General features: G+C 66.4%; 27 protein-coding genes. 13 read left to right on the forward strand and 14 right to left on the reverse strand.

Annotation, left to right across the window (positions count from 1 at the left end; genetic code table 11):
* Positions 1-647: 647 nt before the first annotated feature.
* The 6 genes from CR918_RS11715 to CR918_RS11740 all read left to right on the forward strand — a co-directional run bounded on the left by CR918_RS11715 (position 648) and on the right by CR918_RS11740 (position 9,283).
* Positions 648-2,045 (forward strand): ribosomal protein uL16 3-hydroxylase, encoded by a 1,398-nt coding sequence (locus CR918_RS11715; RefSeq protein WP_099843024.1) that lies wholly within the window; start codon positions 648-650, stop codon positions 2,043-2,045.
* Positions 2,046-2,048: 3 nt separating this feature from the next.
* Entirely contained in the window at positions 2,049-2,951 is a 903-nt protein-coding gene (locus CR918_RS11720; protein ID WP_099843026.1) for a GNAT family N-acetyltransferase, read from the forward strand.
* Between the two features lie 187 nt (positions 2,952-3,138).
* Positions 3,139-5,970, forward strand: coding sequence for a 2-oxoglutarate dehydrogenase E1 component (locus tag CR918_RS11725; protein ID WP_032978870.1), 2,832 nt, complete (start codon positions 3,139-3,141; stop codon positions 5,968-5,970).
* A 39-nt stretch (positions 5,971-6,009) separates the two neighbouring features.
* Positions 6,010-7,209 carry a dihydrolipoyllysine-residue succinyltransferase gene (sucB, locus tag CR918_RS11730; protein ID WP_025876796.1) on the forward strand — a complete coding sequence of 400 codons (1,200 nt, stop codon included), beginning with the start codon at positions 6,010-6,012 and terminating at the stop codon, positions 7,207-7,209.
* Positions 7,210-7,272: 63 nt separating this feature from the next.
* Positions 7,273-8,709 carry a dihydrolipoyl dehydrogenase gene (lpdA, locus tag CR918_RS11735; RefSeq protein WP_032951934.1) on the forward strand — a complete coding sequence of 479 codons (1,437 nt, stop codon included), beginning with the start codon at positions 7,273-7,275 and terminating at the stop codon, positions 8,707-8,709.
* A 163-nt stretch (positions 8,710-8,872) separates the two neighbouring features.
* Positions 8,873-9,283 carry a hypothetical protein gene (locus CR918_RS11740; RefSeq protein ID WP_099843028.1) on the forward strand — a complete coding sequence of 137 codons (411 nt, stop codon included), beginning with the start codon at positions 8,873-8,875 and terminating at the stop codon, positions 9,281-9,283.
* Between the two features lie 28 nt (positions 9,284-9,311).
* Here the strand turns inward: CR918_RS11740 and CR918_RS11745 are convergent, their stop codons facing one another.
* The 9 genes from CR918_RS11745 to CR918_RS11785 form a co-directional block, all read right to left on the reverse strand.
* A complete protein-coding gene (locus CR918_RS11745) occupies positions 9,312-9,572 on the reverse strand; it encodes a hypothetical protein (RefSeq protein WP_032951933.1) in 261 nt (86 codons plus the stop codon).
* Positions 9,569-9,781 (reverse strand): hypothetical protein, encoded by a 213-nt coding sequence (locus tag CR918_RS11750; RefSeq protein ID WP_025876788.1) that lies wholly within the window; start codon positions 9,779-9,781, stop codon positions 9,569-9,571. The genes CR918_RS11745 and CR918_RS11750 overlap by 4 nt, the downstream gene beginning before the upstream one ends.
* 163 nt (positions 9,782-9,944) lie before the next feature.
* Entirely contained in the window at positions 9,945-11,375 is a 1,431-nt protein-coding gene (locus CR918_RS11755) for a replicative DNA helicase (RefSeq protein ID WP_099843030.1), read from the reverse strand.
* A gap of 213 nt (positions 11,376-11,588) precedes the next feature.
* Positions 11,589-12,149, reverse strand: a complete 561-nt coding sequence (locus CR918_RS11760) for an NADPH-dependent FMN reductase (RefSeq protein WP_099843032.1) — start codon at positions 12,147-12,149, stop codon at positions 11,589-11,591.
* Between the two features lie 66 nt (positions 12,150-12,215).
* Positions 12,216-14,159, reverse strand: coding sequence for an asparagine synthase (glutamine-hydrolyzing) (asnB, locus tag CR918_RS11765; protein ID WP_099843034.1), 1,944 nt, complete (start codon positions 14,157-14,159; stop codon positions 12,216-12,218).
* Positions 14,160-14,162: 3 nt separating this feature from the next.
* A complete protein-coding gene (locus CR918_RS11770) occupies positions 14,163-16,442 on the reverse strand; it encodes a thiamine pyrophosphate-dependent enzyme (RefSeq protein ID WP_099843036.1) in 2,280 nt (759 codons plus the stop codon).
* Between the two features lie 89 nt (positions 16,443-16,531).
* A complete protein-coding gene (locus CR918_RS11775; protein ID WP_025876778.1) occupies positions 16,532-17,191 on the reverse strand; it encodes a glutathione S-transferase family protein in 660 nt (219 codons plus the stop codon).
* A gap of 178 nt (positions 17,192-17,369) precedes the next feature.
* The gene (locus CR918_RS11780) at positions 17,370-17,912 is read right to left on the reverse strand and encodes a GNAT family N-acetyltransferase (protein WP_099843038.1); all 543 of its coding nucleotides are present in this window, start codon (positions 17,910-17,912) and stop codon (positions 17,370-17,372) included.
* A gap of 99 nt (positions 17,913-18,011) precedes the next feature.
* Positions 18,012-18,851 (reverse strand): glycine zipper 2TM domain-containing protein, encoded by an 840-nt coding sequence (locus CR918_RS11785; RefSeq protein WP_025876774.1) that lies wholly within the window; start codon positions 18,849-18,851, stop codon positions 18,012-18,014.
* A 163-nt stretch (positions 18,852-19,014) separates the two neighbouring features.
* Here CR918_RS11785 and CR918_RS11790 point away from each other — a divergent pair, with 163 nt between their 5' ends.
* Both CR918_RS11790 and CR918_RS11795 read left to right on the forward strand, forming a co-directional pair.
* Positions 19,015-19,230, forward strand: a complete 216-nt coding sequence (locus tag CR918_RS11790) for a DUF6116 family protein (protein WP_080148438.1) — start codon at positions 19,015-19,017, stop codon at positions 19,228-19,230.
* Positions 19,227-19,997: a TatD family hydrolase gene (locus CR918_RS11795; protein ID WP_099843040.1), complete on the forward strand. Its 771-nt coding sequence runs from the start codon at positions 19,227-19,229 to the stop codon at positions 19,995-19,997. Before CR918_RS11790 ends, CR918_RS11795 begins: the two co-directional genes overlap by 4 nt.
* A 78-nt stretch (positions 19,998-20,075) precedes the next feature.
* Here CR918_RS11795 and CR918_RS11800 read toward each other — a convergent pair whose 3' ends face one another.
* Positions 20,076-20,903 carry a tRNA threonylcarbamoyladenosine dehydratase gene (locus CR918_RS11800; RefSeq protein WP_099784764.1) on the reverse strand — a complete coding sequence of 276 codons (828 nt, stop codon included), beginning with the start codon at positions 20,901-20,903 and terminating at the stop codon, positions 20,076-20,078.
* A 79-nt stretch (positions 20,904-20,982) separates the two neighbouring features.
* Between CR918_RS11800 and CR918_RS11805 the strand changes: the two genes are divergently transcribed.
* A complete protein-coding gene (locus CR918_RS11805; RefSeq protein WP_099843041.1) occupies positions 20,983-21,417 on the forward strand; it encodes a cytochrome c in 435 nt (144 codons plus the stop codon).
* A gap of 130 nt (positions 21,418-21,547) precedes the next feature.
* A complete protein-coding gene (locus tag CR918_RS11810; protein ID WP_032978839.1) occupies positions 21,548-22,042 on the forward strand; it encodes a glycine zipper 2TM domain-containing protein in 495 nt (164 codons plus the stop codon).
* A gap of 88 nt (positions 22,043-22,130) precedes the next feature.
* Here CR918_RS11810 and CR918_RS11815 read toward each other — a convergent pair whose 3' ends face one another.
* Entirely contained in the window at positions 22,131-22,340 is a 210-nt protein-coding gene (locus tag CR918_RS11815) for a cold-shock protein (RefSeq protein ID WP_025876765.1), read from the reverse strand.
* Between the two features lie 237 nt (positions 22,341-22,577).
* Here CR918_RS11815 and CR918_RS11820 point away from each other — a divergent pair, with 237 nt between their 5' ends.
* The 3 genes from CR918_RS11820 (at position 22,578) to arsC (ending at position 24,681) form a co-directional block, all read left to right on the forward strand.
* Positions 22,578-23,063: a DUF456 domain-containing protein gene (locus tag CR918_RS11820; protein WP_033831531.1), complete on the forward strand. Its 486-nt coding sequence runs from the start codon at positions 22,578-22,580 to the stop codon at positions 23,061-23,063.
* 122 nt (positions 23,064-23,185) lie between these two features.
* Complete coding sequence (locus CR918_RS11825; RefSeq protein WP_099843043.1) at positions 23,186-24,340, forward strand: phospholipase A; 1,155 nt, start codon at positions 23,186-23,188, stop codon at positions 24,338-24,340.
* Positions 24,340-24,681 carry an arsenate reductase (glutaredoxin) gene (arsC, locus tag CR918_RS11830; RefSeq protein ID WP_088101706.1) on the forward strand — a complete coding sequence of 114 codons (342 nt, stop codon included), beginning with the start codon at positions 24,340-24,342 and terminating at the stop codon, positions 24,679-24,681. The genes CR918_RS11825 and arsC overlap by 1 nt, the downstream gene beginning before the upstream one ends.
* Positions 24,682-24,730: 49 nt before the next feature.
* Here the strand turns inward: arsC and CR918_RS11835 are convergent, their stop codons facing one another.
* The 3 genes from CR918_RS11835 to CR918_RS11845 are packed head-to-tail and all read right to left on the reverse strand — an operon-like array spanning position 24,731 to position 26,015.
* The gene (locus CR918_RS11835) at positions 24,731-25,366 is read right to left on the reverse strand and encodes a glutathione S-transferase family protein (protein WP_099843045.1); all 636 of its coding nucleotides are present in this window, start codon (positions 25,364-25,366) and stop codon (positions 24,731-24,733) included.
* Positions 25,367-25,419: 53 nt separating this feature from the next.
* Entirely contained in the window at positions 25,420-25,764 is a 345-nt protein-coding gene (locus CR918_RS11840; RefSeq protein WP_099843047.1) for a hypothetical protein, read from the reverse strand.
* A gap of 14 nt (positions 25,765-25,778) precedes the next feature.
* Entirely contained in the window at positions 25,779-26,015 is a 237-nt protein-coding gene (locus tag CR918_RS11845) for a hypothetical protein (protein WP_243379082.1), read from the reverse strand.
* Between the last annotated feature and the right edge of the window lie 32 nt (positions 26,016-26,047).

The raw sequence follows: 26,047 nt of genomic DNA on the forward strand, positions 1-26,047 counted from the left end.
CGGCGGCCGCGGGCGCTGCCTGCGGCAGGCAACAGCAACGGCAACAGCAACGTCAAAAGCGGCTCTGGATTACTGCTAGCTGGGCGGGTCGGGATGGGCCAGCGGGACACGCCGTGAACCCATCCATGGGGGCTCGATGGCGCCATCCATGGCGCCAACGGTCCCGCTGGCCCATCCCGCCCCACCTCTGACAGATTCCCGGTGACGGATCGAAGAGCGTTGGGTTGTCGGGACGGAATTGAGAGAGGGACGCGGCTTCGCCGCGTCCCTCTTTGTTTATGGCGAAGGCAGTTGGAGCAAGCGCAGCGCGCGACCCGCTGTTGCCTTTGATTTTCTTCTTCCATTCCGTGGCGGACCCCGCAGGAAACTGTCAGGGGCCGGGCGGGTGGGCCATGCAGGGGCGTTGGCGCCATGGATGGCGCCATCGAGCTTACAGGGACGTACTTGCAGCGTCCCCTGCATGGCCCACCCGCCCGGCCAAGCTCGGCTTTTGCTTGTGAGCCTGACCGCCACGAGGGGCTCCGCCGTTGGCCGGACACCCCGCGACAAACCAGCACACGTGCGCAATCCCATCGAACGTCGGACAATGGAGCCCTTGGCGGCCCGCCACGCCGCCCCTCCCGCTTTCCGCTGCAAGGAACTCCCCCATGGCCGCCCGCAAGTCCTCCTCCCCCCTGATCGAAGTCACCGCCCGCCGCGGCCAGCCGCTGGGCATGGCACCGGCCACCTTCCTGCGTGACTTCTGGCAGAAACGCCCGCTGCTGATCCGCAATGCCTTCCCGGATTTCCAGACCCCGGTACAGCCGGAAGACCTGGCCGGCCTGGCCTGCGAAGAGGGCGTGCTGGCCCGCCTGATCGAGCATGACAAGGCCCAGGACAGCTGGCGCGTGCGCAGCGGCCCGTTCCAGGAAGACATCTTCCCCGCCCTGCCCGACCACGACTGGACCCTGCTGGTGCAGGACGTGGACAAATGGGACAAGGACGTGCGCGCCCTGATCGAACACTTCAGCTTCCTGCCGCGCTGGCGCATGGACGATGTGATGATCAGCTTCGCCGCTACCGGTGGCTCGGTCGGTGCCCATGTCGACCAGTACGACGTGTTCCTGCTGCAGGCCCACGGCCACCGCCGCTGGCAGATCGATGCCAGTGAATCGATCAAGGGCAAGCGCCCGCCGCTGGGCTTCCGCCCCGACGTGGAACTGAAGCTGCTGGAAGTGTTCAAGCCGACCCACGACTGGGTGCTGGCGCCGGGCGACATGCTGTACCTGCCGCCGAACGTGCCGCATCACGGCGTTGCCGAAGACCCGTGCCTGACGTTCTCGTTCGGCATGCGCGCACCGTCTTCGGCCGAGCTGATCAGTGACTATCTGGACACGTTGATCGCCGACGCCGACGAGAACATCCGCTACCAGGACGCCGACCTGAAGGCACCGGCCGACCCGAACGAGATCGACACCGTGGCGATGGCGCGGGTGATCACCGCGCTCAACGCCATCCGCATGAACGATCCGGACAAGCTGGGTGACTGGTTCGGCCGCTTCATCACCACCTACCGCGCCGCCGGCGAGGTGATGGCCCACCAGGCCGCGCCGCCGCAGGAAGAAGTGCTGGAGGCCCTGCAGTCGGGCCTGCTGCTGCAGCGTCACCCGTGGTCGCGCCTGGCCTGGCGCCGGGCCAAGCGCGGTGCCAGCCTGTATGTCAGTGGCCAGGACTTCGCCCTGCCGGTCAAGGACGCGCAGCGCCTGGCAGGTGCCGAGCAGCTCGACGCCGCCGCCTACCGCGGCCTGTCCGACAAGGGCCGTGCGGTGGTCCAGCAGTTGCTGGTCGGCGGCGTGTTCCAGCTGATCGATCCGAACGAGGTGTACTCCGACGAGGAGGAAGAGGTGCTGGGTGAAGTGATCGAGGGCCACGAGCAGGTCGAGGTGATCGAGGCTGACTCGATGTCCGATGACGTCCATCTGGTGACCGTGCACGACGACGGTATTGAAGTGATCGTCAACTTCGATGACCACGACGAAGACGACAGCGACGCCGGCCGCGGCTGAGCCATGAGCCCGCTGCGGGTCCAGCAGGTCAGTCACGCCGAGGCCCACGTCGCCATCCACGACGTGCGCCAGCGGGTGTTCGTGCAGGAACAGGGCATCGACGCCGCCCTGGAGCGCGATGCCCTGGATCCGGTCTGTGCCCACGTGCTGGCGCTGGATGCCGACGGGCATCCGGTCGGCACCGGGCGGCTGTCGCCGGATGGCCGCATCGGCCGCATGGCGGTGCTGGCGGCGTATCGCGGCCACGGCATTGGCGAGGCCCTGCTTGAGGCACTGGTGCAGGCCGGGCGCCAGCTCGGCCTGGCCGAGCTGCACCTGCATGCGCAGCTGCCGGCACGCGACTTCTACGCCCGCCAGGGCTTCCTTCCGGAAGGCCCCGAATTCGAAGAAGCTGGCATTGGCCACCAGCAGATGCGGCGCCGCCTGCAGGCCGTTTCCGCCATCGACAGCCGCGCTGAAGCGGTGGCGATCACCACGGCGATCATCCACCGCGCCCGCCGTCGATTGTGGCTGCACAGCCGGCAGCTGGACCCCGGCCTGCTGGATGCGCCACCGGTACAGGCGGCCCTGCGCCGCTTCGTCACCGCCCGCCACGACAAGCAGCTGCGGGTGATCGTGCATGACGCCGCAGCCATCGCCAGTGCCGGTGCGCCGCTGCTGGCGCTGTTCCAGCGCCTTCCCAGTGTGATCCAGTTCCGCGAGGTCGCCGATCCGATCGATCGCGCCCTGGCCTCGGCCTGCCTGCTCAACGATGCAGGCGACTTCTACTTTCGTCTCATCGGCCATCGCCTCGACGGCGAATCGGCAATCGCGCTGCCGGCACGTTCGCAGCCGTTCGAGCAGCAATTGCAGCGTGTCTGGGACCGTTCGCGCGAATGCAGCGAATTGCGCGCACTCGGCATCTGACCGCGACGGGGTGCGCTCAACCTGTCTGGGACCGACACCGGGGGACGCCCGATGCCCTCGTCGCTGCCCCTTCGTGTCCGGATGGGGGTACAATTTGGCCGTTTGAACGCGCCCGTGCATGGCTATTCATCTTCGTGCCGGGTCCTTCTGAAGCCATACCCCACAAAGCGAATCAGCACCCTCCATCGTGGACAATCAACTGAAGCAGTTTGCGCAATCTTCGCAACTCGCCGGCGGCAACGCCTCCTATGTCGAGGACCTGTACGAGCAGTACCTGGTCTCCCCGGATAGTGTCGATCCCAAATGGAAAACCTACTTCGACGGCTTCAAGGGCCGCGAAGCGGGCGACATTCCGCACTCGGCCGTCATTTCCCACATCGCGGACGCGGCCAAGGATGCGCTGAAAGCAGGCACCGGCACCGGTGCAGGCGATGAGCGCGAGCGCAATGTCGGTCGTCTGATCACCGCCTACCGTTCGCGTGGTCATCTGGACGCCCGCCTGGACCCGCTGGGCCTGGCCTCTCCGGTCAACACCCCGGACCTCGGCCTGCCCTTCCACAACCTGTCCGATGCTGACCTCAACAGCGAGTTCAGCACCGGCGGCGTGGGTGGCCAGCCGCGCATGAAGCTGCGTGACCTGCTGGCGCGCCTGAAGGCGACCTACACCGGTTCGATCGGTGCGGAGTTCATGCACATCTCCGAGGTCGAGCAGCGCCAGTGGATCTACAAGAAGCTGGAACTGGCCGGTGGCAACTACCAGCTGGACGCTGACACCCAGCGCCGCACGCTGGAGCGCCTGACCGCCGCCGAAGGCCTCGAGCGCTACCTGCACACCAAGTACGTCGGCCAGAAGCGCTTCTCGCTGGAAGGCGGCGACTCGCTGATCCCGATGATGGACACCATCATCCGCAGCGCCGGCAAGGATGGCGTCAAGGACGTGGTGATCGGCATGGCCCACCGCGGCCGCCTGAACGTGCTGGTCAACACCCTCGGCAAGAACCCGCGCAAGCTGTTCGACGAATTCGAAGGCAAGTTCGAGCACGACGAGCACGCTTCGGCCGGCGATGTGAAATACCACATGGGCTTCTCCGCCGACGTGGCCACCGAGGGTGGCCCGGTGCATCTGGCCCTGGCGTTCAACCCGTCGCACCTGGAAATCGCCGACCCGGTGGTTGCCGGCTCGGTGCGTTCGCGCCAGGAGCGCCGCAAGGACACCGCGCGCAAGCAGGTGATGCCGATCCTGATCCACGGCGACGCGGCCTTCTCCGGCCAGGGCGTGGTCATGGAGCTGTTCCAGATGTCGCAGGCCCGCGGCTTCGCCGTTGGCGGCACCGTGCACATCGTGGTCAACAACCAGGTCGGCTTCACCACCTCCAATCCGCAGGACACGCGCTCCACGCGCTATGCCACCGACGTGGCGAAGATGATCGCCGCCCCGGTGCTGCACGTGAACGGCGATGATCCGGAAGCGGTGGTGTTCGCCGCGCAGCTGGCGTTCGAGTTCCGCCAGAAGTTCGCCAAGGACGTGGTCATCGACCTGATGTGCTACCGCCGTTGGGGCCACAACGAGGCCGACGAGCCGGCGATCACCCAGCCGCTGATGTACCAGGTGATCCGCAAGCACGCCACCACCCGCGAGATGTACGCCGAGCAGCTGGAAAAGGCAGGCGTGATCGCCGCCGGCGCCGGCAAGGCGATGGTCGATGCGTACCGCGAGAAGCTCGATGCCGGTGAAGTGACCACCGAGCTGGCCAAGGTCGAAAAGACCCCGCCGACCAGCCCGCTGTTCGTTGATTGGCCGAAGCTGCTGGAAGGCAAGCTGTCCGATCCGGTGTCGACGAAGGTCGACAAGGACAAGCTGGTCGCGCTGGCCAAGCTGATCAACACCGTGCCCGAAGAAGTGCAGCTGCACTCGCGCGTGTCCAAGGTGTACGACGACCGCCGCAAGATGGCTGCCGGCGAGATCCCGGGCGACTGGGGCTTTGCCGAGAACCTGGCCTACGCCACCCTGCTGGATGAAGGCAGTGCGCTGCGCCTGGTCGGCCAGGACGTCGGCCGCGGCACGTTCACCCACCGCCACGCGATCCTGCACGACCAGAAGACCGACAACTACTACCTGCCGCTGCGGCAGCTGGTGGATTCGCCGGAGAAGGCCACCGTCATCGATTCGCTGCTCAGCGAAGAAGCAGTGATGGCCTACGAGTACGGTTTCTCGACCACCGATCCGAACACCCTGTGCATCTGGGAAGGCCAGTTCGGCGACTTCGCCAACGGCGCCCAGGTGGTGATCGATCAGTTCATCGCCGCCGGCGAAGCAAAGTGGGGCCGCATCTCCGGCCTGACCCTGCTGCTGCCGCATGGCTATGAAGGTCAGGGCCCGGAACACAGCTCGGCGCGCCTGGAGCGCTTCCTGCAGCTGTGCGCGCTGGAGAACATGCTGGTGGTGGTGCCGTCGACCCCGGCGCAGGCCTTCCACATGCTGCGTCGCCAGCAGCACCTGACCACCCGCAAGCCGCTGGTGGTGATGTCGCCCAAGTCGCTGCTGCGCCACAAGCTGGCCGTGTCGACCCTGGACGAGCTGGCCAATGGCGAGTTCCAGCACCTGATCGGCGATGCCAACGCAGATGCCAAGAAGGTCAAGCGCGTGGTGCTGTGCTCGGGCAAGGTCTACTACGACCTGCTGGAAGACCAGACCAAGCGTGGCCAGGACGACGTGGCGATCATCCGCGTGGAGCAGCTGTACCCGTTCCCGCGTGCGCTGCTGGCTGCCGAACTGAAGAAGTACGGCAAGGCCACCGACGTGGTGTGGACGCAGGAAGAACCGCAGAACCAGGGCGCGTGGTACCAGATCCGCCACCACCTGCAGTTCTGCCTGGCCGATGGCCAGAGCCTGCACTACGCCGGTCGCGCACGTTCGGCTTCGCCGGCTGCCGGTCACATGGCTGACCACGTCCGCGAACAGCAGCAGCTGGTCGCCGATGCACTGGTCAACCCGTTCAACGACTCGTTCGCTGAATAACTCTCCCCCTATTTAGAAGACAAACCAGGAAGCTCCCGCATGGCCACCGAAGTCAAAGCCCCGGTACTGCCCGAATCCGTCGCCGACGGCACCATCGCCACCTGGCACAAGAAGGTGGGCGACGCCGTCAAGCGCGACGAAAACCTGCTTGACCTGGAAACCGACAAGGTCGTCCTGGAAGTGCCGTCGCCGGTCGATGGCGTGATCAAGGAAATCAAGTTCAAGGAAGGCGACACCGTCACTTCCAGCCAGGTCGTGGCGATCATCGAAGAAGGCGCCGTGGCTGCTGCACCGGCCCCGGCTGCCGAAGAGAAGAAGGCTGAGGCCGCTCCGGCCGCTGCTGCTCCGGCCGCCGCCGCTGCCCCGGCCCCGGCTGCCAAGTCGGCTGCCGACGCGCTGCCGCCGGGCGCCCGCTTCACCGCCATCACCGAAGGCGTGAACCCGGCCGACGTCGACGGCACCGGCCGTCGCGGCGCCGTCACCAAGGAAGACATCGTCAACTTCGCCCGCAACGGCGGCGCCGGCAAGGCCGGTGGCGCACGTCCGGAAGAACGCGTGCCGATGACCCGCATCCGCAAGCGCATCGCCGAGCGCCTGATGGAGTCGAAGAACTCCACCGCCATGCTGACCACCTTCAACGAAGTCGACCTGTCCAAGGTGTCGGCGGCGCGCAAGGAACTGCAGGACGAGTTCGTCAAGGCACACGGCATCAAGCTCGGCTTCATGAGCTTCTTCGTGAAGGCCGCCGCCAACGCGCTGCAGCGCTTCCCGCTGGTCAATGCCTCCATCGACGGCGACGACATCATCTACCACGGCTACTCGGACATCTCGATCGCCGTGTCGACCGAGAAGGGCCTGGTCACGCCGGTGCTGCGCAACGTCGAGCGCATGTCGTTCGCCGACATCGAAAAGACCATCGCCGACTACGCCAAGAAGGCCCGTGACGGCAAGCTGAGCCTGGAAGAACTGCAGGGCGGCACCTTCACCGTGACCAACGGCGGCACCTTCGGTTCGCTGCTGTCGACCCCGATCATCAACCCGCCGCAGAGCGCCATCCTCGGCATGCACGCCATCAAGGAGCGCCCGATCGCCCAGAACGGCCAGGTCGTGATCGCGCCGATGATGTACCTGGCGCTGTCCTACGATCACCGCATCATCGACGGCAAGGACTCGGTGCAGTTCCTGGTGGACATCAAGAACCAGCTGGAAAACCCGGGCCGCATGCTGTTCGGCCTGTAAGAGACCTCCCGCCCCTCCGCGCCTGCGCGGAGGGGTTCTGGTAATGCAACAAGGACTATTTCAATGGCTGAACAATTCGACGTCGTCGTCATCGGTGCCGGCCCGGCCGGTTACCACGCTGCCATCCGCGCGGCCCAGCTTGGCCTGAAGACCGCCTGCATCGACGCAGCGCTGGGCAAGGACGGCAAGCCGGCCCTGGGTGGCACCTGCCTGCGCGTGGGCTGCATCCCGTCCAAGGCGCTGCTGGATTCCTCGCGCCAGTTCTGGAACATGGGCCACATCTTTGGCGACCACGGCATCAGCTTCAAGGATGCCAAGATGGACGTCGAAGCGATGGTTGGCCGCAAGGACAAGATCGTCAAGCAGTTCACCGGCGGCATCGCCATGCTGTTCAAGGCCAACAAGGTCGCCGCCTATTACGGCTTCGGCGAACTGCAGCCGGGCAACGTGGTCAAGGTCACCCAGCATGACGGCTCGGTCGTCGAGCTGAAGGGCACCAACGTCATCATCGCCGCCGGTTCGGATTCGATCGAACTGCCGTTCGCCAAGTTCGACGGCGAAACCATCGTCGACAACGTCGGCGGCCTGGACTTCACCGAAGTGCCGGCGCGCCTGGCCGTGATCGGCGCCGGTGTGATCGGCCTGGAACTGGGCAGCGTGTGGAAGCGCCTGGGTTCGGAAGTGACCATCCTGGAAGCGCTGCCGGACTTCCTGGCTGCGGCCGATACCGAAGTGGCCAAGACCGCCGCCAAGGAATTCAAGAAGCAGGGCCTGGACATCCGCCTGGGTGCCAAGGTCTCCAAGGCCGAAGTGACCGGCAAGGGCAAGAAGAAGGAAGTCGCCCTGACCTACACCGACGCCGAAGGCGAGAAGTCGCTGGTCGTGGACAAGCTGCTGGTGGCTGTCGGCCGTCGCGCCGCCACCAAGGGCCTGCTGGCCGAAGGTACCGGCGTCAAGATCAACGAGCGTGGCCAGATCGAAGTCGACGCGCACTGCCACACCGGCGTCAATGGCGTCTGGGCGGTCGGTGACTGCGTGCGCGGCCCGATGCTGGCGCACAAGGGCTTCGAGGAAGGCATCGCGGTTGCCGAACTGATCGCCGGCCTGCCGGGCCACGTCAACTTCGACACCATTCCGTGGGTCATCTACACCGAGCCGGAGCTGGCCTGGGTCGGCAAGACCGAGCAGCAGCTGAAGGCCGAGGGCATCCCGTACAAGGCCGGCAGCTTCCCGTTCGCCGCCAACGGCCGTGCCGTGGCGATGATCGAGCCGGCAGGCTTCGTGAAGGTTCTGGCCCACGCCGAAACCGATCGCATCCTGGGCATGCACCTGGTGGGCGCCAACGTGTCCGAGCTGGTGCACGAAGGCGTGCTGACCATGGAGTTCAGCGGTTCGGCCGACGACCTGGCGCGGATCTGCCACGCTCACCCGTCGCTGTCGGAAGTGGTGCACGACGCGGCGATGGCCGTGAGCAAGCGCGCGATCCACAAGGCGAACTGAGCCATCGGGTAGTGCCGGCCACTGGCCCGCGTTGCTGGATACGAAAAACCCCGCCTCGGCGGGGTTTTTTGTTGGCCGCTTGACCGCCCGCCTGCAACCCGGCCCAATGCAACCGGCCAGGGAATGCTGTGGCCGCCGCCGATTTCCATGGAGCCGTACGATCATGCACCTGTCCCGCTTCTACCGCCTGCCATTGCTGCTCGGCTTCGCCTTGGCCGGGTGCACTGCCACCCCAGCCAGAACCGACTACCGCGCAGCCGAGGTGCAGCCGGTCGAAGTGATGCCGCAACGCGATGGCGACGTGCTGATCCGCTACCACGTGCCTGCCGAGACGCTCTTCCACTCACCCGGCGCGGATGTGCGCACGGCCAGCGATGGCAGCCTGGAAGTATCCCTGCGGCGCTGTGGGATCAGGCAGCCCTGCACGGTGACCCATCCGGCGGCAGCCACCGCTGGCGCGCCGCTGCAGGTTGAATTCGTAGTGCGCCCGCGTGGCCGCATCATCATGGTCTACCGCGATCTGCGCGAACAGGTGTTCCCGGCACCGCCGGCGGCCGCGGCGCCCTCATCCTGAAACCACCGCCGTACCGGCAGATGGCGGATCAACGCTGCACCGGCCGCGGTGCCGGCTTGGCGGCAGCCCTCTTCGGCGGATCGTCACAGATGCGGTGCTGGACGACCATTTCCCCCGCCTTCCACTCCTTCACCACCCGGCAGGATTCCTTGGGCGCATCCTCTGCAGTCGCGGCGGTGGCGGCCAAAGCAGGATCATGCCCGCGCTCCAGGTAGGCCGACGGCGGCTCCTTGGCGGACGCGGGCGCCGCCACCAGCAGCGCCACCATCGCAATGACGCGCGGCCTCATGCGGTCACTGGGCCGCCGCCCAGCAGGCGTGCCGGCAGCATGAACAGCGCGCGCAGGAAGGCGAACAGTGCCGAGAAGGTGATGCCGAGCAGGCGGAACGGCAGGCTCAGCAGCCACACGAACGGCCAGGCGACCAGCGCCAGGATCGCCAACGGCCAGCACAGCACGAACAGCAGGCACCAGACACCAAGCGCAAACAAGGTCTTCATCAGAGGCTCCCTCGGCGGCACCCCGCCGCCTGCAACCACGTTGCTGCCCCGCCCTGTCGCCCGCAAACGGTTTGCGACGAAACCCGGTTGGGGGGCGATGAAACCTGCCGCTGGGGAGCAGATCCGCCGGGCATGGCCCGGCGCTACCGTAACGCCGTCGGCGCTATTCGAACGAACCGACCGAGTCGTGGGCCAGGTTGTCGAAACGGGTGTATTCGCCGAAGAACTTCAGCTTGCACGAGCCGGTGGGGCCGCCGCGGTGCTTGCCGATGATGATCTCGGCCAGGCCCTTGTCCGGCGAATTTTCCTTGTTGTAGTAATCGTCGCGGTAGATGAAGACGATCATGTCCGCATCCTGCTCGATTGCGCCCGATTCGCGAAGGTCGGCCATCACCGGGCGCTTGTCGGTACGTGTTTCCAGCGAGCGGTTGAGCTGGGACAGTGCAATGACCGGCACGTGCAGTTCCTTGGCCAGGCCCTTCAGCGAACGCGAGATCTCGGAAATTTCGGTCGCGCGGTTCTCGCTGTTGCCCGGCACGCTCATCAGCTGCAGGTAGTCGATCACGATCAGGCCCAGGTCGTGCTCGCGCTTGAGGCGGCGGCACTTGGAACGCAGGATCTCCGGCGACACTCCCGGCGTATCGTCGATGAAGATCTTGGTTTCCTTCAACATCTTGATCGCACCGGTTACCCGGCTCCAGTCCTCGTCCTCCAGCTGGCCGGTACGCAGGCGCTGCGCGTTGATGCGGCCATTGGAAGAGATCAGGCGCATCGCCAGCTGCGATGCGGACATTTCCATCGAGAACACTGCCACGCCCTTCTTCGACTTGATCGCCGCGTACTCGGCGATGTTCAGGGCGAAGGTGGTCTTGCCCATCGCAGGACGCGCAGCAAGGATGATCAGGTCGGTCGGCTGCAGGCCGGCGGTCATCGCATCGAAATCGGTATAGCCGGTCGGCAGGCCGGTGATGTTGCCGCCATTCTCGAAGCGGTTGCGCAGCTCTTCGAATGCGTCCTTCAACGCACCGGGCATGGCCACGAAGTCGGTACGGCCGCGCGCGCCCTGCTCGGCGATGGCAAATACGCTCTTTTCCGCAGCGGACAGCAGCTCGCTGCTGTCGCGGCCCTCGGGCTGGAAACCATCGTTGACGATGTCGGTGCCGACCTGGATCAGCTGCCGCAGCACCGCCTTGTCGCGCACGATCTCGGCATAGGCCACGATGTTGGCCGCCGACGGCGTGGTGCTGGCCAGTTCGATCAGATAGGCGCCATCGCCCACCAGCTCCATCTTGCCCTGCGATTCGAACCACTCGCCCAGGGTCACCGCATCGAAGGGGCGCTCGCGCTCGGACAGCTCGCGGATCGCCCGGTAGACCATCTGGTGGTCGCGGCGGTAGAAGTCGCCCTCGGTCAGCTGATCGTTGACCCGGTCGTAGGCCTCCGGTGCCAGCATCAGGCCGCCCAGCACCGCCTGTTCGGCCTCCACCGAGTGCGGCGGCACGCGCAACTGGTCGATACGCGATTCATCGCGATCGCGATCGAAGCCATCGCCGCGCTCTCTGCGGTTGGAACGGAAGCCGGAACGGGCGGACATGCTGCGGTGTTTCCTGCAAAAGGGGCCAGACGAGTGTAGGCATGCGCCGAGCCCGGCGGCCATGGACAAACCTGTGGATAAGCCGTGGAAGAACGGGGGATATCCGCCTGAGCCTGTCCAGACTGGCGCGAGGGCGTCGCATTGCCTGCGACGGGCGTCGTTGCGACGCCCGAAGCGGACCATTATCGCAGATGGGAACCGCCGCTGCTGGCGTCAATCGCCCTTGGCATGTACCGCGATCAGGGCCAGGAACCGGTCCACATAGCCCTGCAGGAACGTCTGCGTGCCCTCGTTGTGGATCGTGCCGTCGGCATCGATCAGGCCATCCTTGAAGTGGATGAACGCCTCGGGCTGGCCAAGCACGTGCATGTCCAGGAAGGCCAGGCTGTTGCGCAGGTGCTGCTGGGCCACCGCCGTGCCGATCTGGCCGATGGAAGCACCGATCACCGCCGCTGGCTTGCCCGCAAAAGCGCTGTCGCCGTAGGGGCGCGAGCCGATGTCGATGGCATTCTTCAACACGCCCGGCACGGAACGGTTGTACTCGGGGGTCACGAACAGCACGGCGTCAGCCGCGCGTACCTGGCCCTTCAGGCGCGTGCCCTGCGCGGGGTAGCTGGCGTCGAAATCCTGGTCGTACAGCGGCAGGTCGCCGATCTGCACGTACTGGAAGCGCGCCTTGTCACCCGCAAGTTTCTCCAGCGCGCGGGCCAGCTTGCGGTTGCATGAGTCCTTGCGCAGGCTGCCGACGAATACAGCAATGGTGGGGACGGACATCAGGACATACTCCTCACGGTGCGGGAGGGCCAGCCTAGCCGCCGCGCCCTTCCCCGCCGGTGAAGATCAAGCGCGCTTCACGCCTGCACGCACCTGCCGCCAGTGGTTCTGCCAGGCCTGGAACATCAGCACGTTCCACAGGTGCGTGTGCCACTTGCGCTGGCCGCCCAGGAACTGCTGCCACAGTGGCTGCACGGCGGCGGCCGACAGCACGCCTTCGCGTTCCAGTCGCGCCGGCTGCAACAGTTCGTCCGCCCAGGGCTTCAGGTCGCCCTTCAGCCAATCACTGACCGGGGCGCCGAATCCACGCTTGGGCCGGTGCACCATCGACTGCGGCACGTACCGCCCCAGCACGCGCTTGAGCAGCACCTTGCTGGTCGACTCACTGCGCTTGAAGCCCAGCGGCAGTGACCAGGCGAACTCGGCCACGCGCCAGTCCAGCAAGGGCGCACGTGCCTCCAGGCTGACCGCCATCGAGGTGCGGTCGACCTTGCACAGCAGATCGTCGGGCAGATAGCTGACGAAGTCGGCCAGCATCATCGCGTCGGCCGGCGTACCGGCACCATGCAGCGGATCGGCCAGATCGTAGAAGCTGCCCGCCTCGCGTGCACCGATCACCGCGGCCGCCGGATCGCGCCAGCGCGAGATGCGGTTGCGATACACATCGCCGATGCCACGTGCGCCGGTTTCGGCCAGCAACGCGGCCAGCCCGCCGGTGCGCGACGCCTCGCCCTGCTGGTGCGCACGCGCACCCATCCAGCGGCGCAGCGGCGCGGGCACCCGTCCCAGCATCTGCCAGTTGCGCAGCGCACGCACATAGCGGGTATAGCCGAAAAACAGCTCATCGCCGCCATCGCCGGACAGTGCGACGGTCACGCCCTGGCGGGCGAGGCGGGCGACCAGCGCGGTCGGCACCTGCGAGGCATCGGCAAAGGGTTCGTCGAACATCGCCGGCAGCTGCGGCACCACCGCCAGCGCATCGGCGCCACTGACATACAGCTCGGTGTGATCGCAGCCAAGGTGGGTGGCCAGTTCCCTGGCCAACGGTGCCTCGTCGTGGTGGGAGCCGCTGAAGCCGATGCTGAAGCTGTGCACCGGCTGCCCGCTCTGCGCCTGCATCAGCGCCGCCACCAGCGACGAATCGGTGCCGCCGGACAGGAACACGCCCACCGGCACATCGGCAACCATGCGCAGTGCGACGGCATCGCGCAGCAGGCCATCCAGCTGCTCTTCGGCCTCCTCGATGCGGCCCTGGAACGGTGCGGCCAGTGCCGCCTGCATGCGCGCGCGCGCGTCCCAGTACGGACGCTGCGCCTGCTCAGGGCGATGTGCGCTGGCTCCAGCCGCCACCGCCGCCGCATCCAGACGCAGCACGCGCCCGGGCATCAGTTTGTAGCAGCGCTGGTGGATGCTGTGCGGTGCCGGGATGTAATCCAGCCGCAGCAGCAGCGTCAGCGCATCGCGGTCGATGTCGTTGTCGAAATCCGGGTGCTGCCACAGCGCCTTCAGCTCCGAGCCGAACACCAGGGCATCACCGGCCCAGCCGTAGTACAGCGGCTTCTTGCCGACCCGGTCACGGGCCAGCCACAGGCACTGTTCCTGGCGGTCCCACAGGGCGATGGCGAACATGCCGTTGGCGCGCTGCAGGGTGTCCTCGACGCCCCACTGCAGGATCGCGGCCAACAGCACCTCGGTATCGGAATGGCCACGGAACGCATGCCCCAGCGGCTCCAGTTCGGCGCGCAGCGTGGCGAAGTTGTAGACCTCGCCGTTGTAGGCCATCACATAGCGGCCGTCGGCCGAGGCCATCGGCTGGTGGCCCAGCGGTGAAAGATCGAGGATGCTCAGGCGCCGGTGGGCCAGGGCAATGCCAGCGGCGGCATCGACCCAGGTACCGCCGTCATCCGGCCCGCGATGGTGCAGCGCCTGGCCCATGGCCAGCGCCTGCGCCTGCAGGACCTCGGCCGGCGTCTGTGCCGCCGGCAACAACATACCTGCCAATCCACACATGCATCAGGGTTCCTGCGCCAGGTCGAGGGCGGCGCCAATCACCGCATTGTCGCTTGGAAGCCCGAACATTGCTGCCCCCGCCAGCGGCGTATAGGTATCGGCACCGCAGACCCGGCGCACGGGCAGGTGGCCATGGCCGGCCTCGACCAGCGCGGTGATCACGCCCTCGCCGACGCCGCCGCTCTGGCGCCCCTCATCCAGCACCAGCACCCGTTGCGCGGTGGCGGCCTGGGCGCCGATGAAGGCCGCATTCAACGGCACCAGCCAGCGCAGGTCGACCACACGCACCTGCCAGCCCAGCTGCTGCTCGATGGCGACCGCTGCGCGCAGCGCCATCGGCACACCGTTGCCATAGGTGAAGATCACCAGATCGCTGGCGTCCGGCGCATACACCCTGCCCTCGCCCAGCACCAGCGCCTGCCCGGGCGCGGGGTAGTCGAACAACCACTGGCCGTCGCCGGCCGCGTGCAGATCCTTGGTCATGTAGAGGGCGATCGGTTCAAGGAACACCGCTACCCGACCATCCACGCGGGCCAATGCCGCCAATGTGCGCAGCATCATCACCGCATCATCGCCACGCGACGGACAGCCCACCACCAGCCCCGGGATGTCACGCAGCGCCGTGATCGAATTGTCATTGTGGAAATGGCCGCCGAACCCCTTCTGGTAGCCCAGCCCGGCCACCCGTACCAGCATCGGGTTGCGGAACTGGTCGTTGGAGAAGAACTGCAGCGAGCAGGCCTCGCCACGTACCTGGTCGATGGCGTTGTGCAGGTAGGCCAGGTACTGGATTTCCGGGATCGGCAGCATGCCCATGTTGGCCAGCCCCTGGGCCATGCCCAGGATCATGGTTTCGTCCAGCAGCGTGTTGAACACCCGGCGCGGGCCGAAACGGCGCAGCAGGTCGCGCGTCACCGTGTAGACGCCGCCTTTCTGCGCCACGTCCTCGCCAAACAACAGCGCCTGCGGGTACTTGCCCAGCAGCTCCTGCAGCGCATGGTTGATCTGTATCGCCAGATGCCGCGGCGGTTGCCCTTCGGGCAGCGAATCGGCGCCGCCGTACAGCGCCTGCCGGGCCTCGATGGGCGCCACGCGCTCGGCCTCGGCCTGCACCGCTGCGGGCGTATAGGGTGCCAACGGCGTGATCACTTCCTGCAATGTCTGCAGCTTCGGCCGCGTATCAGCATCGATGGCGGCGGCCATGCAGCGCGCGCGCAGGGTTTCATAGGCGGCCTCGACGCCCGCCGCATCCATCCAGCCCGATTCCAGCGCGATCTGCGCCGAGCGCAGCAGCGGGTCCTGCGCCTCGGCCGCGCACAGCTCGGCCAATGCGCGCCATTCCACTTCGAAGTCGGTACCGGCGTGGCCCATCAACCGCGTGGTGCGCAGGTGCAGGAAGGTGGGCCGACGCATGCGCCGGCAATGCTCGACCGCCGCCTGCACCTGCGCGTGTCCGGCCGCCAGGTCCAGGCCATCGGCAAAGAAATAGTCCAGGCCCGGTTGCCGGCTGAAGCGCTCTGCGATCCATCCTTCAGGGGTCTTCACCGAAATACCCAGGCCGTTGTCCTCGCAGACGAACAGGATCGGCACCGGCAGTTTCTGATAGGCCGACCACATCGCGGTATTGAACGCAGTCTGCGCGGTGGCGTGGTTGGCCGAAGCGTCGCCGAAAGAGCACATCACGATGCTGTCGGCGGGAATCGGCAGCGGCTGGCTCAGGCGCCTGCCACTCTCGATCGCCAGCGCGGTACCCACCGCCTTGGGCAGGTGCGAGGCGATGGTCGAGGTCTGCGGCAGCACCCACAGCGGCTTGCTGCCCCACACTTTGTGACGGCCGCCGCTGGCCGGATCCTCGGCACTGGCGGCGAAGGACAGCGCGGCGTCGCGCACCGGATCCATGCCGGGCACCAGCCGCGCACGCTCGGCCATGAACGCGCCGGAACGGTAGTGCAGGAAGGCGGGGTCGGTGTGGCGGCAGGCGCGCGCAAGCAGCGCATTGCCTTCATGACCGGACGAGCCGATGGTGTAGAAGACCTTGTTCTGCACGCGCAGCACGCGCGCCATCAGGTCCAGCTGGCGACTGAGCAGCTGCGATTCGAACAGTTCGCCGAAGGCGGCGGCGGTGAGGGTGCTGCCCGGCAGGATCGGCGCATCCGGCGCCGGGCGCGGACGCGGGATGCCGCGCCAGGCGCGTACGGCCTCGAGGAAATTGACGTCACAGACCTCGGCGCGATTGAGACCGCGCATGCGTGCGGGAATGGGATCAGGAACCACAGCGAACATCGAACACCCTCCGTGCCGTTGTTGCGAACCAAGGCGCCGGGCCTGCGCGACCCTTCCGCTGGTCGAGCACGCCCGACGCTGCAGGGGAATCAATCCGGTGCGTTGAACCGCGCGCGCACCTCGGCGGTCACCGCAGGCATGGGCACGAAGCGAGGCTGCGCTCGCACCCGCTGCAACCAGGCCCGCACCTGCGGGAATGGATCCAGTGCGATGCCACCGTCGGCGGCGACATCGGAATAGGCAAACAAGGCGATATCGGCGATACCGTAGTCATCGCCGGTGAACCACTGCGCCTGGCGCAGATGTTGCTCCATCACCGCCAGCGCGCTGGCAGCGCGCTCATGCAGGCGCGGCAGTTCAGCACGGCGTGGCGAGTCGGCCGGTGTCCAACCGCGGATGAAGCGTGCCACCGCCACGCAGGGTTCATGCGTGTACTGCTCGAAGAACATCCAGCTCAATGCCTGCGCACGCTGCCAACCGTCAGCGGGAAGATACGGCGTCCCCTCGGCCAGCCAGAACAGGATCGCATTGGACTCGGTCAGCACGCGGCCATCGTCGCGCACGATCAACGGCACCTTGGCATTGGGGTTGAGAGCGAGAAATTCCGCGGTATGGGTCTGGCCGTGGGCACTGTCCACCTCCACCCAGCGGTAGCGGCTGCCAAGCTGTTCCAGCAGCAGGCGCACCTTGTGGCAATTGCCCGAGACCGACATGCCATGCACCGTCAACGCAATGCGTTCTTCCACCATTGCCTGCTCCAGGGAGGTCCCGGCCTGCAGCCGGCTGTCCGCAGTCTGGCAAGCAGCTTGGCGATTGCCAAGCGCGGGTGCAGCATGGCGATTCGGTCGTGCCGGCCGCTGGCCGGCAACCTTGATGCAGCTGGATTCGTGCGATTGCCGGCCAGCGGCCGACACTCCCGGGCAGTGCTCAGCGTGCGCGCTGCTGCCACTGCCCGCGCGATTGCCCCCAGATTTCCAGCGGCTTGCCTTCATAGGGCGATGGCAACTGCCCCATGCGCAGCAACGTGCTGCCGAGCTTGCGCGCAACCACTTTCGAGTTCTCGTTGTCTTCGGCGATGGTGTGGATCACCTCGTCCCAGCCCAGCGTATCGAACGCCCAGTCGATGGCCGCGATCGCCGCCTCCGGTGCGTAGCCCTTGCCCCAGCTGGCCCGTCGGATGCTCCAGCCGACCTCGGTGCCGGGCCAGTCCTGCGGCTGCCACGGCCCCATGCGACCGATCCATTCACCGCTGGATTTCTCGATCACGCTGAACATCGAGAAGCCGAACAGCTGCCATGCGCCGGCCAGGCTGCAGAAGCTGCGCCATGCCACCGAGGGTGCCTGCACACCGCCCAGCGTGCGCATCACCTCCTCATCAGCGCAGAACGCCAGATAGGGGGCGTAGTCCTGCCGCTGCGGCGGACGCAGGATCAGGCGTTCGGTTTCGATGCGCAGGTCAAAGATGCTCATGGCGTCATGGTAGAGCCACACCACGCGTGGATGAACCCCACCCATAAAAAAAACAGGCCAGCAGCGGCTGGCCTGTTCGTTACCGATGTTGCCGGAGGATTACTGACGGTTCGCGGTCGCGTCGCCGGCTGCAGCCGTCTGGGTGACCAGCTGCCCATCCACCACCGGCAGGCGATCGCTGGCCGGCTTGTTGTCCATACGCACGGTCTTCTCTGCGCCGTCGTAGCGGTAGGTCACGTTGTAGCCCTTGACCACGTCACTGGTGCCCATGGCAATGCGGTTGCCCGGCTTGCTGCCCATGCGCATGGTGCCGGTGGTGCCGTCTTCATTGCGGTAGGTCACGTTGTAGCCGGTGACACGGCTCGACTCGGAGGTCGCCGTTTCGGTGTGGCACTGGCGCTCGGTGCGGTTGACCACACGGCCACCCACATGGCGCTTGTCGACCTGGTTGCCGATGAAGCCACCGGCCACGGCACCGGCAGCGGTCGCGGCCTTCTTGCCATTGCCGCCGCCCACCTGGTTGCCCAGCAGGCCACCGACCACGGCACCGACCACGGTGCCACCGACGTTGCCGTCACGCTCGGGCAGGCGTTCCTGCACCACCACGTCCTGGCAGACCTCATGCGGGGTCTGGGTGGTGGACGTCTCGCGTACCGGATCGGTGCCGATCACGGTGGCATAGGCCTTCTGCTTCTCGGTGATCGGATCGACCTTCAGCACATCGGCGTATTCCAGGCCACGCGGCGCACTGGCGTCCACTGCGTCGCCACGTGCGCCATCGTCGGTGGCATTGCCATCGACCAGGCGCGATTCACTCGGGTTTCCGGCGCTCAGCTGCTCCGGCGACTTGTCGCCGCTCTTCATGAAGGCGGCGGTGGCGATACCACCGACCAGCAGCGCGCCCGCTGCGACCAGGACAGTTGTAGTTGTGCTTTTCATGACCTGCTCCTTGCGGACCGTCCGCAACGTTCTCAGGCCAGATTGCAGCATGCGGTGCCTGAACGGAATCTCCACATTTCCTGCTCACCGCCGTAACCCATTCAGCATCTGGAAATGCTGGGCCCGTGGTAGCGTTTGCACATTCCCCAGGAGGACCTCCGCCATGGCCAACCCGATGCTGCTGCCGGTCCTGCAATGGGCACGCCGGCTGCGCTACCCCACCCTGTTCAAGCTGACCGCGGGCCTGTTCGCGCTGACCCTGTTCATCCCCGACCCGATTCCGTTCGTCGACGAACTGATGCTGGGCTTGGGCACCCTGCTGCTGGCCAACTGGAAGAATCGCAGCGCGACCACGCCACCGCCCCTGGAGCAGCGTTGAACCTGCTGGTCGACAGCCACTGCCATCTGGATGCCAGCGAATTCGATGGCGACCGCGCGGCGGTCATCGAGCGCGCGCGCGCTGCCGGCGTGCAGATGCAGGTGGTTCCGGCGGTCACTGCGGCCAGCTGGCCAAAGCTGCGCGAGGTCTGCCAGCAGGCGACGGGCCTCTACCCCGCCTATGGCCTGCACCCGATGTTCCTTGACCAGCACCGGCCCGAACACCTGCCGCAGCTGCGTGAATGGATCGACCAGGAGCGGCCCTGCGCGATCGGCGAATGCGGGCTGGATTTCTTCGTCGAGGGCCTGGATGCCGAGGTCCAGCATGAGTATTTCCTCGGCCAGCTGACGCTGGCGCGCGAGTTTGACCTGCCGGTGATCGTGCATGCCCGCCGTGCAGTGGATGCGGTGATCACCGCGATCCGCCACATCGGTGGCCTGCGCGGGGTGGTGCACAGTTTTTCCGGCAGCCCGGAACAGGCCGCACAATTGCACAAGCTGGGATTCCTGCTTGGCCTGGGCGGACCGTTGACCTACGAGCGAGCGCAGCGCCTGCAGCGGCTTGTCCGCACGATGCCACTGGAACAGTTGCTGCTGGAGACCGATGCGCCGGACCAGCCCGACGCGGGTATCCGTGGCCAGCGCAACGAGCCGGCGCGGCTGGCGGTCATCGCCCGCCACATCGCCGCACTGCGCGGAATGGACATTGAAGACGTGGCGCGGGCCACCACGGACAACGCACGGCGGCTGTTCAACCTGCCCGCCTGACCGGTAGCGTCGGGCCATGCCCGGCGGCATTGTGCTGGTCGCGCTGTGCGCTCGCCGGACATGGCCCGGCGCTATCGATCACGCGTCGGCGTGATCCTCGACCACTTCGGCCTTCACCTTCTTCGGCTCCAGCAGCATCTCCAGCGCCTTGCCGACGGCCGCGAACGCAAACGCGCCGGTGATGTGGGTGGCCGCGCCCAGGCCAGCGCCGCAATCGAGCTTCAGGGCCGCATCCGCGCCCAGGTTCGGCCGCAGGCCACAGACGCTGCCGTCGGCCTGCGGATATTTCACGTTTTCCAGCGAATACACCGCCGGCACGCCGAAATAGCGCTTGGCATTCTTCGGGAAGTTGAATTCGCTGCGCAGCTTCTTGCGGATCAGCGCCAGCATCGCGTCATGCTCGGTGCGCGAGACGTCGCGGATGCGCACCAGGGTGGGATCGGTACGACCGCCGGCCGCGCCGACGGTCAGCAACGGCAGCTTGCGGCGGCGGCACCAGGCGATGGTTTCCACCTTCACACGGAAGCTGTCGCAGGCATCGATCACCAGGTCGAAACCGCGGTCCAGCAGTTCGGCCATGTTGGCCGGGGTCAGGAACGCCTGCACGGCGTCGACCTCGATCTGCGGATTGATCGCCCGGCAGCGCTCGGCCATGGCCTCGGCCTTGTTGCGGCCGTAGTTGCCTTCCAGCGCCGGCAGCTGGCGGTTGGTATTGGATACGCAGATGTCATCGGCATCGATCAGGGCCAGATGGCCCACCGCCGAGCGCGCCAGCGCCTCTACCACCCACGAGCCGACGCCGCCCATGCCGACCACGGCAACACGGCTGCCCTGCAGGCGCTCGAGCGCGCCGACGCCATACAGCCGTTCAATACCGGCGAAGCGTTGTTTGACCTGTTCGTTCATCGGGCTATTTTAACGTGCAGGTCCCCTGACTACAGCACGACGACGCCGAACCCACCGTTGCACGCCCGGAGCGCCCGCCATGAGTGCCAGCCCACCCCGCCGCCCGTCCACCGCCTACCGCTATCTGTTCGTGCTCGGCCTGGGCCTGCTGATCGGCCTGATTGCCACGGTGATGGTCGGCCGCGCACTGCAGGCACGCCGCGATCCGTTCCCGGACAGCCTGATGCAGGTGATGCAGCGACAGGCGGATCTGCTGCAGCAGGCTCAGCAGCAGAACCGCTGCAGCCTGGCCGACAGCGTCCCGCGCCTGCAGGTGCTGCGCCTGCTGTCCAACGATCTGGACGAGGCCTTCCCCGGATTGAAGGACAGCCGGCAGTTCCAGCAGCACGCCAGCCAGTACCGGGCCGATCTCAATGCGGCATTGGCCAGCCCGCCCATCGACTGCAACGCGTTGGCGCAGCAGGTCCAGGCACTGCAGGACGATTGCCGGGCCTGTCATCAGGACTTCCGCTGATTCATCTTCGAGTGGGCGAAGGCCGAGGTGGTTGGCGCCTTGTTCACGTTGGAAAGAGGAGGATTCGCTCACCCTGCTGCATGACGCAGTACCACCCAACGCACCCGCCTTCACGGCCAGGAGATGCCCCATGAAGATCCAGCTCATCGCCGCCAGTGTCATTGCAACCGTCGGCCTGGCCGGCTGTGCCACCTCGCCGGGCTACGGCGGTGGTGGTTACAACAACGGTTACAACAACGGTGGCTACGGCAACAACTCCGGTTACAACCAGGGCCGCTGCGCCGACTGCGGCATCGTCACCCGCATCAATGCCGTGCAGTCCGGCCGTACCGCGCCCTCCGCCACCGGCGCGATCCTCGGCGGCATCGTCGGCGCGGTTGCCGGCCATGAGATCTCCGACCACACCGGCGGCAGCCGCGGCAACAAGAACATCGCCGCCGCCGCCGGCGCCGTGGGTGGCGCATTGGCGGGCAACCAGATCCAGAAGAACGTCACCAGCGATACGTATGACATCAGCGTGCGCATGGATGACGGCCGCACCATCGTGGTCAACCAGCGCGACCTCGGCGGCATCCGCGAAAACACCTATGTCCGCGTGGTCAACGGCAAGGTCATCCTGCGCTGAACCGCAGCGGGCCCCGGCCGATCAGAACCGGAGCAACAAAAAAAGGCCCGCTTGCGCGGGCCTTTTTCATGCCGGCAAGCGGCAGGTATTACGCCGGCTGGACCTTGTCAGCCTGCAGGCCCTTCTGGCCCTGCACCACTTCAAAGCTCACAGCCTGGCCTTCCTTGAGGCTCTTGAAGCCCTGGGTCTCGATGGCACGGAAGTGCACGAACACGTCCTCGCCATTCTGCCGGCTGATGAAGCCGAAGCCCTTGGCATCATTGAACCACTTCACGGTACCGTTCTCGCGATCAGCCATCTCACTAACTCCCTTTGACTCTCTACTTGTTGTTGGATACGCCTGTTGGGCGGCTGACAAGCAAGGGGGAAGCGAGGTGCATCGATGCAGCGGATCGGAACGATCTTGCTTCATCAGGCCACGATCCACGGTGACCTTGCCAAGCTCAGCGACTGCAACTTAACCCGACCAAAACGAAAAAGCAACTGGCAAAAACCTTTCACTGTCAACCCCAAAAAGACAACCATACTGGACAGCATGGACCTCTCATTCATCTTGTATCTGCTAGCGGTCATTTTTGTCCTCATCGGCATCGCCGGCATCGTCCTGCCGGCCCTGCCGGGCATCCCGCTGGTCTTCATCGGGCTGGTGCTGGCGGCCTGGGCAGACGGCTTCGTCCATGTCGGCTGGCCCACTCTGCTGATCCTCGGCGTGCTGACCGCGCTGTCGCTGCTGGTCGACGTGCTGGCGACCGTAGTTGGCGCCAAGCGCGTGGGCGCCAGCCGCAAAGCGCTCTGGGGCACCTTCATCGGCAGCATCGTCGGCCTGTTCTTCATGCCGATCGGATTGTTCGCCGGGCCGTTGCTGGGCGCGCTGCTGGGCGAGTACTGGCATACCCGTGAGCTCGGCCGCTCGACCAAGGTCGGGCTGGCCACCTGGCTGGGCATCCTGCTGGGCCTGGCACTGAAGCTGGCGCTGGTGATCGCGATGCTGGGCCTGTTCGCCTTCGCCTGGTTCCTGTGAGGCATGCGGCCTTCACGCAGCGCGCACGCACACGCCGGGCATAAACCCGTGGGGCTGGCCGTTACCGGATGCAGCCGCCACACTGTCCCTCTTTCCGCATTCATTCCGAAGGGCCTGCTGCAATGACCCTCTCTCCGTTGTTTCCCCGCCTTGCACCGCTGGCGTTGGCCCTGGCCAGCGCACCTGTGGCTGCCCAGGAATTCGCGCCCAGCGCCGAGGCCTCGCCGGCCGCCTGCGCGGCCATCACGACCGATGCTGCCCGCCTGGCCTGCTACGACCGCCAGTTCGGGCGCACGCCTCAGGCCACCGCCGAAGCTGACGCCGCCGCCGAAGCCGCCGCACAGGCGCGCCGTGAGCAGCGCGACACCACGCGGGTAAGCCAAGGCGAGGAAAAACTGCGCGAACGTGTCAGCGATCTTTTCCGTTCCAAAGCGCCGGACAGCGCACTTGCCAATGCCGGCCGCGGTTCGCTGCTGGACAGCCGCTGGGAACTGGCCGAGGACTCCAAGCTGGGCCCGTTCCAGCTGCGCGCGTACAAGCCTGTGTACCTGCTGCCGGCCTTCTGGACCAGCGACCGCAACACCATGCCGCACTCGCCGAACCCGGCCAACAGCGTGACCACCCCGCAGGTGCTGGACAGCGCCGAGCTGAAGTTCCAGATCAGCTTCAAGACCAAGATCGCCGAGAGCCTGTTCGGCGACAACGGCGACATCTGGGCGGGCTACACCCAGAGTTCGCGCTGGCAGGCCTACAACGGCGAGGACTCGCGCCCGTTCCGCGAGACCAACTACGAGCCGGAAGTGATGATGATGTTCCGCAACGGCTACTCGATCGGTGGCTGGCGTGGGCGGATGACCGGCATCAGCCTCAACCACCAGTCCAACGGCCGTGCCGATCCGCTGTCGCGCAGCTGGAACCGGGTGATCCTCAACGTCGGCCTCGACCGCGAGAACTGGGCACTGGTGCTGCGTCCCTGGTACCGCATTCCCGAGACCCGCAGCGACGACAACAACCCGGACATCGAGGACTACATGGGCCGCGGCGACGCGACCCTGACCTGGAACCACAAGGGTCACGAGGTCTCGTTGATGGCGCGCCACTCGTTGCGCACCGGTGACCGCTCGCACGGCGCGCTGCAGCTGGACTACGGCTTCCCGATCAGCAACCTGCTGCGCGGCCATGTGCAGATCTTCGACGGCTATGGCGAGAGCCTGATCGATTACAACCACAAGGCGACCTACGTCGGCGTGGGCGTGTCCCTGCTGGAGTGGTTCTGATGGATGTGACGATCTGGCACAACCCCGCGTGCAGCAACTCGCGCGGGGCGCTTAAGCTGATCCGCGACGCCGGCTTCGAGCCGGTGGTGATCGACTATCTCGGCAGCCCGCCCGACGTGGCCACGCTGCGCCAGGTACTGGCCGAATCCGGCCTGGCCGCGACCGGGCTGGTGCGCAGCAAGGAACCCGAGTTTGCCGCACTGGGTCTGCAGGGAAGCGATGACGACGCCCTGCTGGCCGCGATGGCCACCCACCCACGGCTGATCAACCGCCCGGTGGTACGGACCGCGAAGGGCACCCGCCTGTGCCGGCCTCCGGAAACGGTGCTGGAGATCCTGTAACCCGCCCCGCTCTGGTAGAGCCGAGCCATGCCCGGCTCTACAGAACGGGTTACCGCCAGTCGGTGATGCCTTCGCGGCGATAGACCTCGGCGAACGCCGGGCGCGCCTTCAGGCGATCCGCATACGCCTTCAATGCCGCCCAGTGGTCGCTGGGGGTGGGCATGTTGCGTGACCAGCGCATCAACATCACCAGCATGAAATCGACCACGCCCGGCGCATCGCCGAGCAGGTAGGGACCGCCGTCCTGCAGGTGTGCGGCAACGTGCTGCCACGCCGCCTCCAACTGCTGCCGGGCCATCGTACGCACGGCCTCGATGCACTCGCCACCCGCTGCTTCATGCGGATAGAACCAGGCGCGGTATGCCGGCTGCACGGTGTTGGCGCACCAGAACATCCAGCGATAGGCCTCGCCGCGTGCCGGCGTGCCGACGGCAGGCAGCAACCCTGCCTGCGGATGACGGTCTGCCAGATACAGCGCGATCGCGGCCGCCTCGGTCAGTACCTGGTCGTCGATCAACAGGGTCGGCACCCTGCCCGCCGGATTGAGCGCCAGGTAGCCAGCTGATTTGTGCTCGCGCGTTTCGAAATCGAGCAGCACCAGTTCGTGCTCGATGCCGAGCTCGATCAGCAGCCAGTGCACCACCAGCGAGGCGGTGCTGGTGGAACCATACAAGGTGGTGCGCATAGGACCTGTCCTGGGCGGGGAACGGCTGATTATGCGCGCTGTCCCCGGCGTGGTCAGCCGCAGGTGCTCATGCAGGTATCACGACGCTCGCCGCAGCCCATCATCGGTGCGCGCAGCGTGCAGTCGTGCGCCTTCAACTCGCAGGAACGGCGCAGTTCCGGATGCTCGATGTCCTTGCAGCGCTGGTCCGGCGTCGGTGCCACCTGCTGCTCGCAGCTGGACTGGCGGCTGCCGATCCCCTGGCCTTCGGCCATGCAGCTGCGATAGCTGGCCTGGCACTGCATCTGGCACTGGGCACCGGCGCTGAAGCCGCCCCCACCGCCATACGACGAGGACGACGTACTGCAGCCGGCCACGACCAGCAGGGTGACAAGGGAAAGGGTGCGCAACAGGTTCACAGGACGCTCCTTGTTCAATAGACCGGAAGACTGCCGGAAGAACGGATTTCGCTCACCGATCCACCGCAGTCGAGTACACACTGCGCACGGGTCGCATCGCAGGCGCGCGTATTGGATGCGGTGGCACAGTATGCGCCGGCACCACGTGCACCCTCGCAACGATGCCGCATCTTTTCGTCAACGATGTCGCTGCATCTGTCGATGACGCGCTCCTTGCCCGACTGACAGCTCTGCTGCGCCATCTCGGCCATCGAACGCGCCTGATCCGCGCACTGCATGTGCC

This window comes from Stenotrophomonas indicatrix, assembly GCF_002750975.1.
Lineage (GTDB): Bacteria > Pseudomonadota > Gammaproteobacteria > Xanthomonadales > Xanthomonadaceae > Stenotrophomonas > Stenotrophomonas indicatrix.

Bases quoted from the DNA above. Each gene is read 5' to 3' on its own strand.
- CR918_RS11760 (WP_099843032.1), bottom strand. From the start codon at position 12,149: ATGTCCGTCCCCACCATTGCTGTATTCGTCGGCAGCCTGCGCAAGGAC.
- CR918_RS11835 (WP_099843045.1), bottom strand. From the start codon at position 25,366: ATGCGCACCACCTTGTATGGTTCCACCAGCACCGCCTCGCTGGTGGTG.
- CR918_RS11800 (WP_099784764.1), bottom strand. From the start codon at position 20,903: ATGAACGAACAGGTCAAACAACGCTTCGCCGGTATTGAACGGCTGTAT.
- CR918_RS11720 (WP_099843026.1), top strand. From the start codon at position 2,049: ATGAGCCCGCTGCGGGTCCAGCAGGTCAGTCACGCCGAGGCCCACGTC.
- CR918_RS11745 (WP_032951933.1), bottom strand. From the start codon at position 9,572: ATGAGGCCGCGCGTCATTGCGATGGTGGCGCTGCTGGTGGCGGCGCCC.
- CR918_RS11750 (WP_025876788.1), bottom strand. From the start codon at position 9,781: ATGAAGACCTTGTTTGCGCTTGGTGTCTGGTGCCTGCTGTTCGTGCTG.
- CR918_RS11715 (WP_099843024.1), top strand. From the start codon at position 648: ATGGCCGCCCGCAAGTCCTCCTCCCCCCTGATCGAAGTCACCGCCCGC.
- arsC (WP_088101706.1), top strand. From the start codon at position 24,340: ATGGATGTGACGATCTGGCACAACCCCGCGTGCAGCAACTCGCGCGGG.
- CR918_RS11775 (WP_025876778.1), bottom strand. From the start codon at position 17,191: ATGGTGGAAGAACGCATTGCGTTGACGGTGCATGGCATGTCGGTCTCG.
- CR918_RS11770 (WP_099843036.1), bottom strand. From the start codon at position 16,442: ATGTTCGCTGTGGTTCCTGATCCCATTCCCGCACGCATGCGCGGTCTC.
- CR918_RS11810 (WP_032978839.1), top strand. From the start codon at position 21,548: ATGAAGATCCAGCTCATCGCCGCCAGTGTCATTGCAACCGTCGGCCTG.
- CR918_RS11815 (WP_025876765.1), bottom strand. From the start codon at position 22,340: ATGGCTGATCGCGAGAACGGTACCGTGAAGTGGTTCAATGATGCCAAG.
- CR918_RS11780 (WP_099843038.1), bottom strand. From the start codon at position 17,912: ATGAGCATCTTTGACCTGCGCATCGAAACCGAACGCCTGATCCTGCGT.
- asnB (WP_099843034.1), bottom strand. From the start codon at position 14,159: ATGTGTGGATTGGCAGGTATGTTGTTGCCGGCGGCACAGACGCCGGCC.
- CR918_RS11785 (WP_025876774.1), bottom strand. From the start codon at position 18,851: ATGAAAAGCACAACTACAACTGTCCTGGTCGCAGCGGGCGCGCTGCTG.
- CR918_RS11740 (WP_099843028.1), top strand. From the start codon at position 8,873: ATGCACCTGTCCCGCTTCTACCGCCTGCCATTGCTGCTCGGCTTCGCC.
- CR918_RS11805 (WP_099843041.1), top strand. From the start codon at position 20,983: ATGAGTGCCAGCCCACCCCGCCGCCCGTCCACCGCCTACCGCTATCTG.
- sucB (WP_025876796.1), top strand. From the start codon at position 6,010: ATGGCCACCGAAGTCAAAGCCCCGGTACTGCCCGAATCCGTCGCCGAC.
- CR918_RS11845 (WP_243379082.1), bottom strand. From the start codon at position 26,015: ATGGCCGAGATGGCGCAGCAGAGCTGTCAGTCGGGCAAGGAGCGCGTC.
- CR918_RS11820 (WP_033831531.1), top strand. From the start codon at position 22,578: ATGGACCTCTCATTCATCTTGTATCTGCTAGCGGTCATTTTTGTCCTC.
- CR918_RS11790 (WP_080148438.1), top strand. From the start codon at position 19,015: ATGGCCAACCCGATGCTGCTGCCGGTCCTGCAATGGGCACGCCGGCTG.
- CR918_RS11755 (WP_099843030.1), bottom strand. From the start codon at position 11,375: ATGTCCGCCCGTTCCGGCTTCCGTTCCAACCGCAGAGAGCGCGGCGAT.
- lpdA (WP_032951934.1), top strand. From the start codon at position 7,273: ATGGCTGAACAATTCGACGTCGTCGTCATCGGTGCCGGCCCGGCCGGT.
- CR918_RS11825 (WP_099843043.1), top strand. From the start codon at position 23,186: ATGACCCTCTCTCCGTTGTTTCCCCGCCTTGCACCGCTGGCGTTGGCC.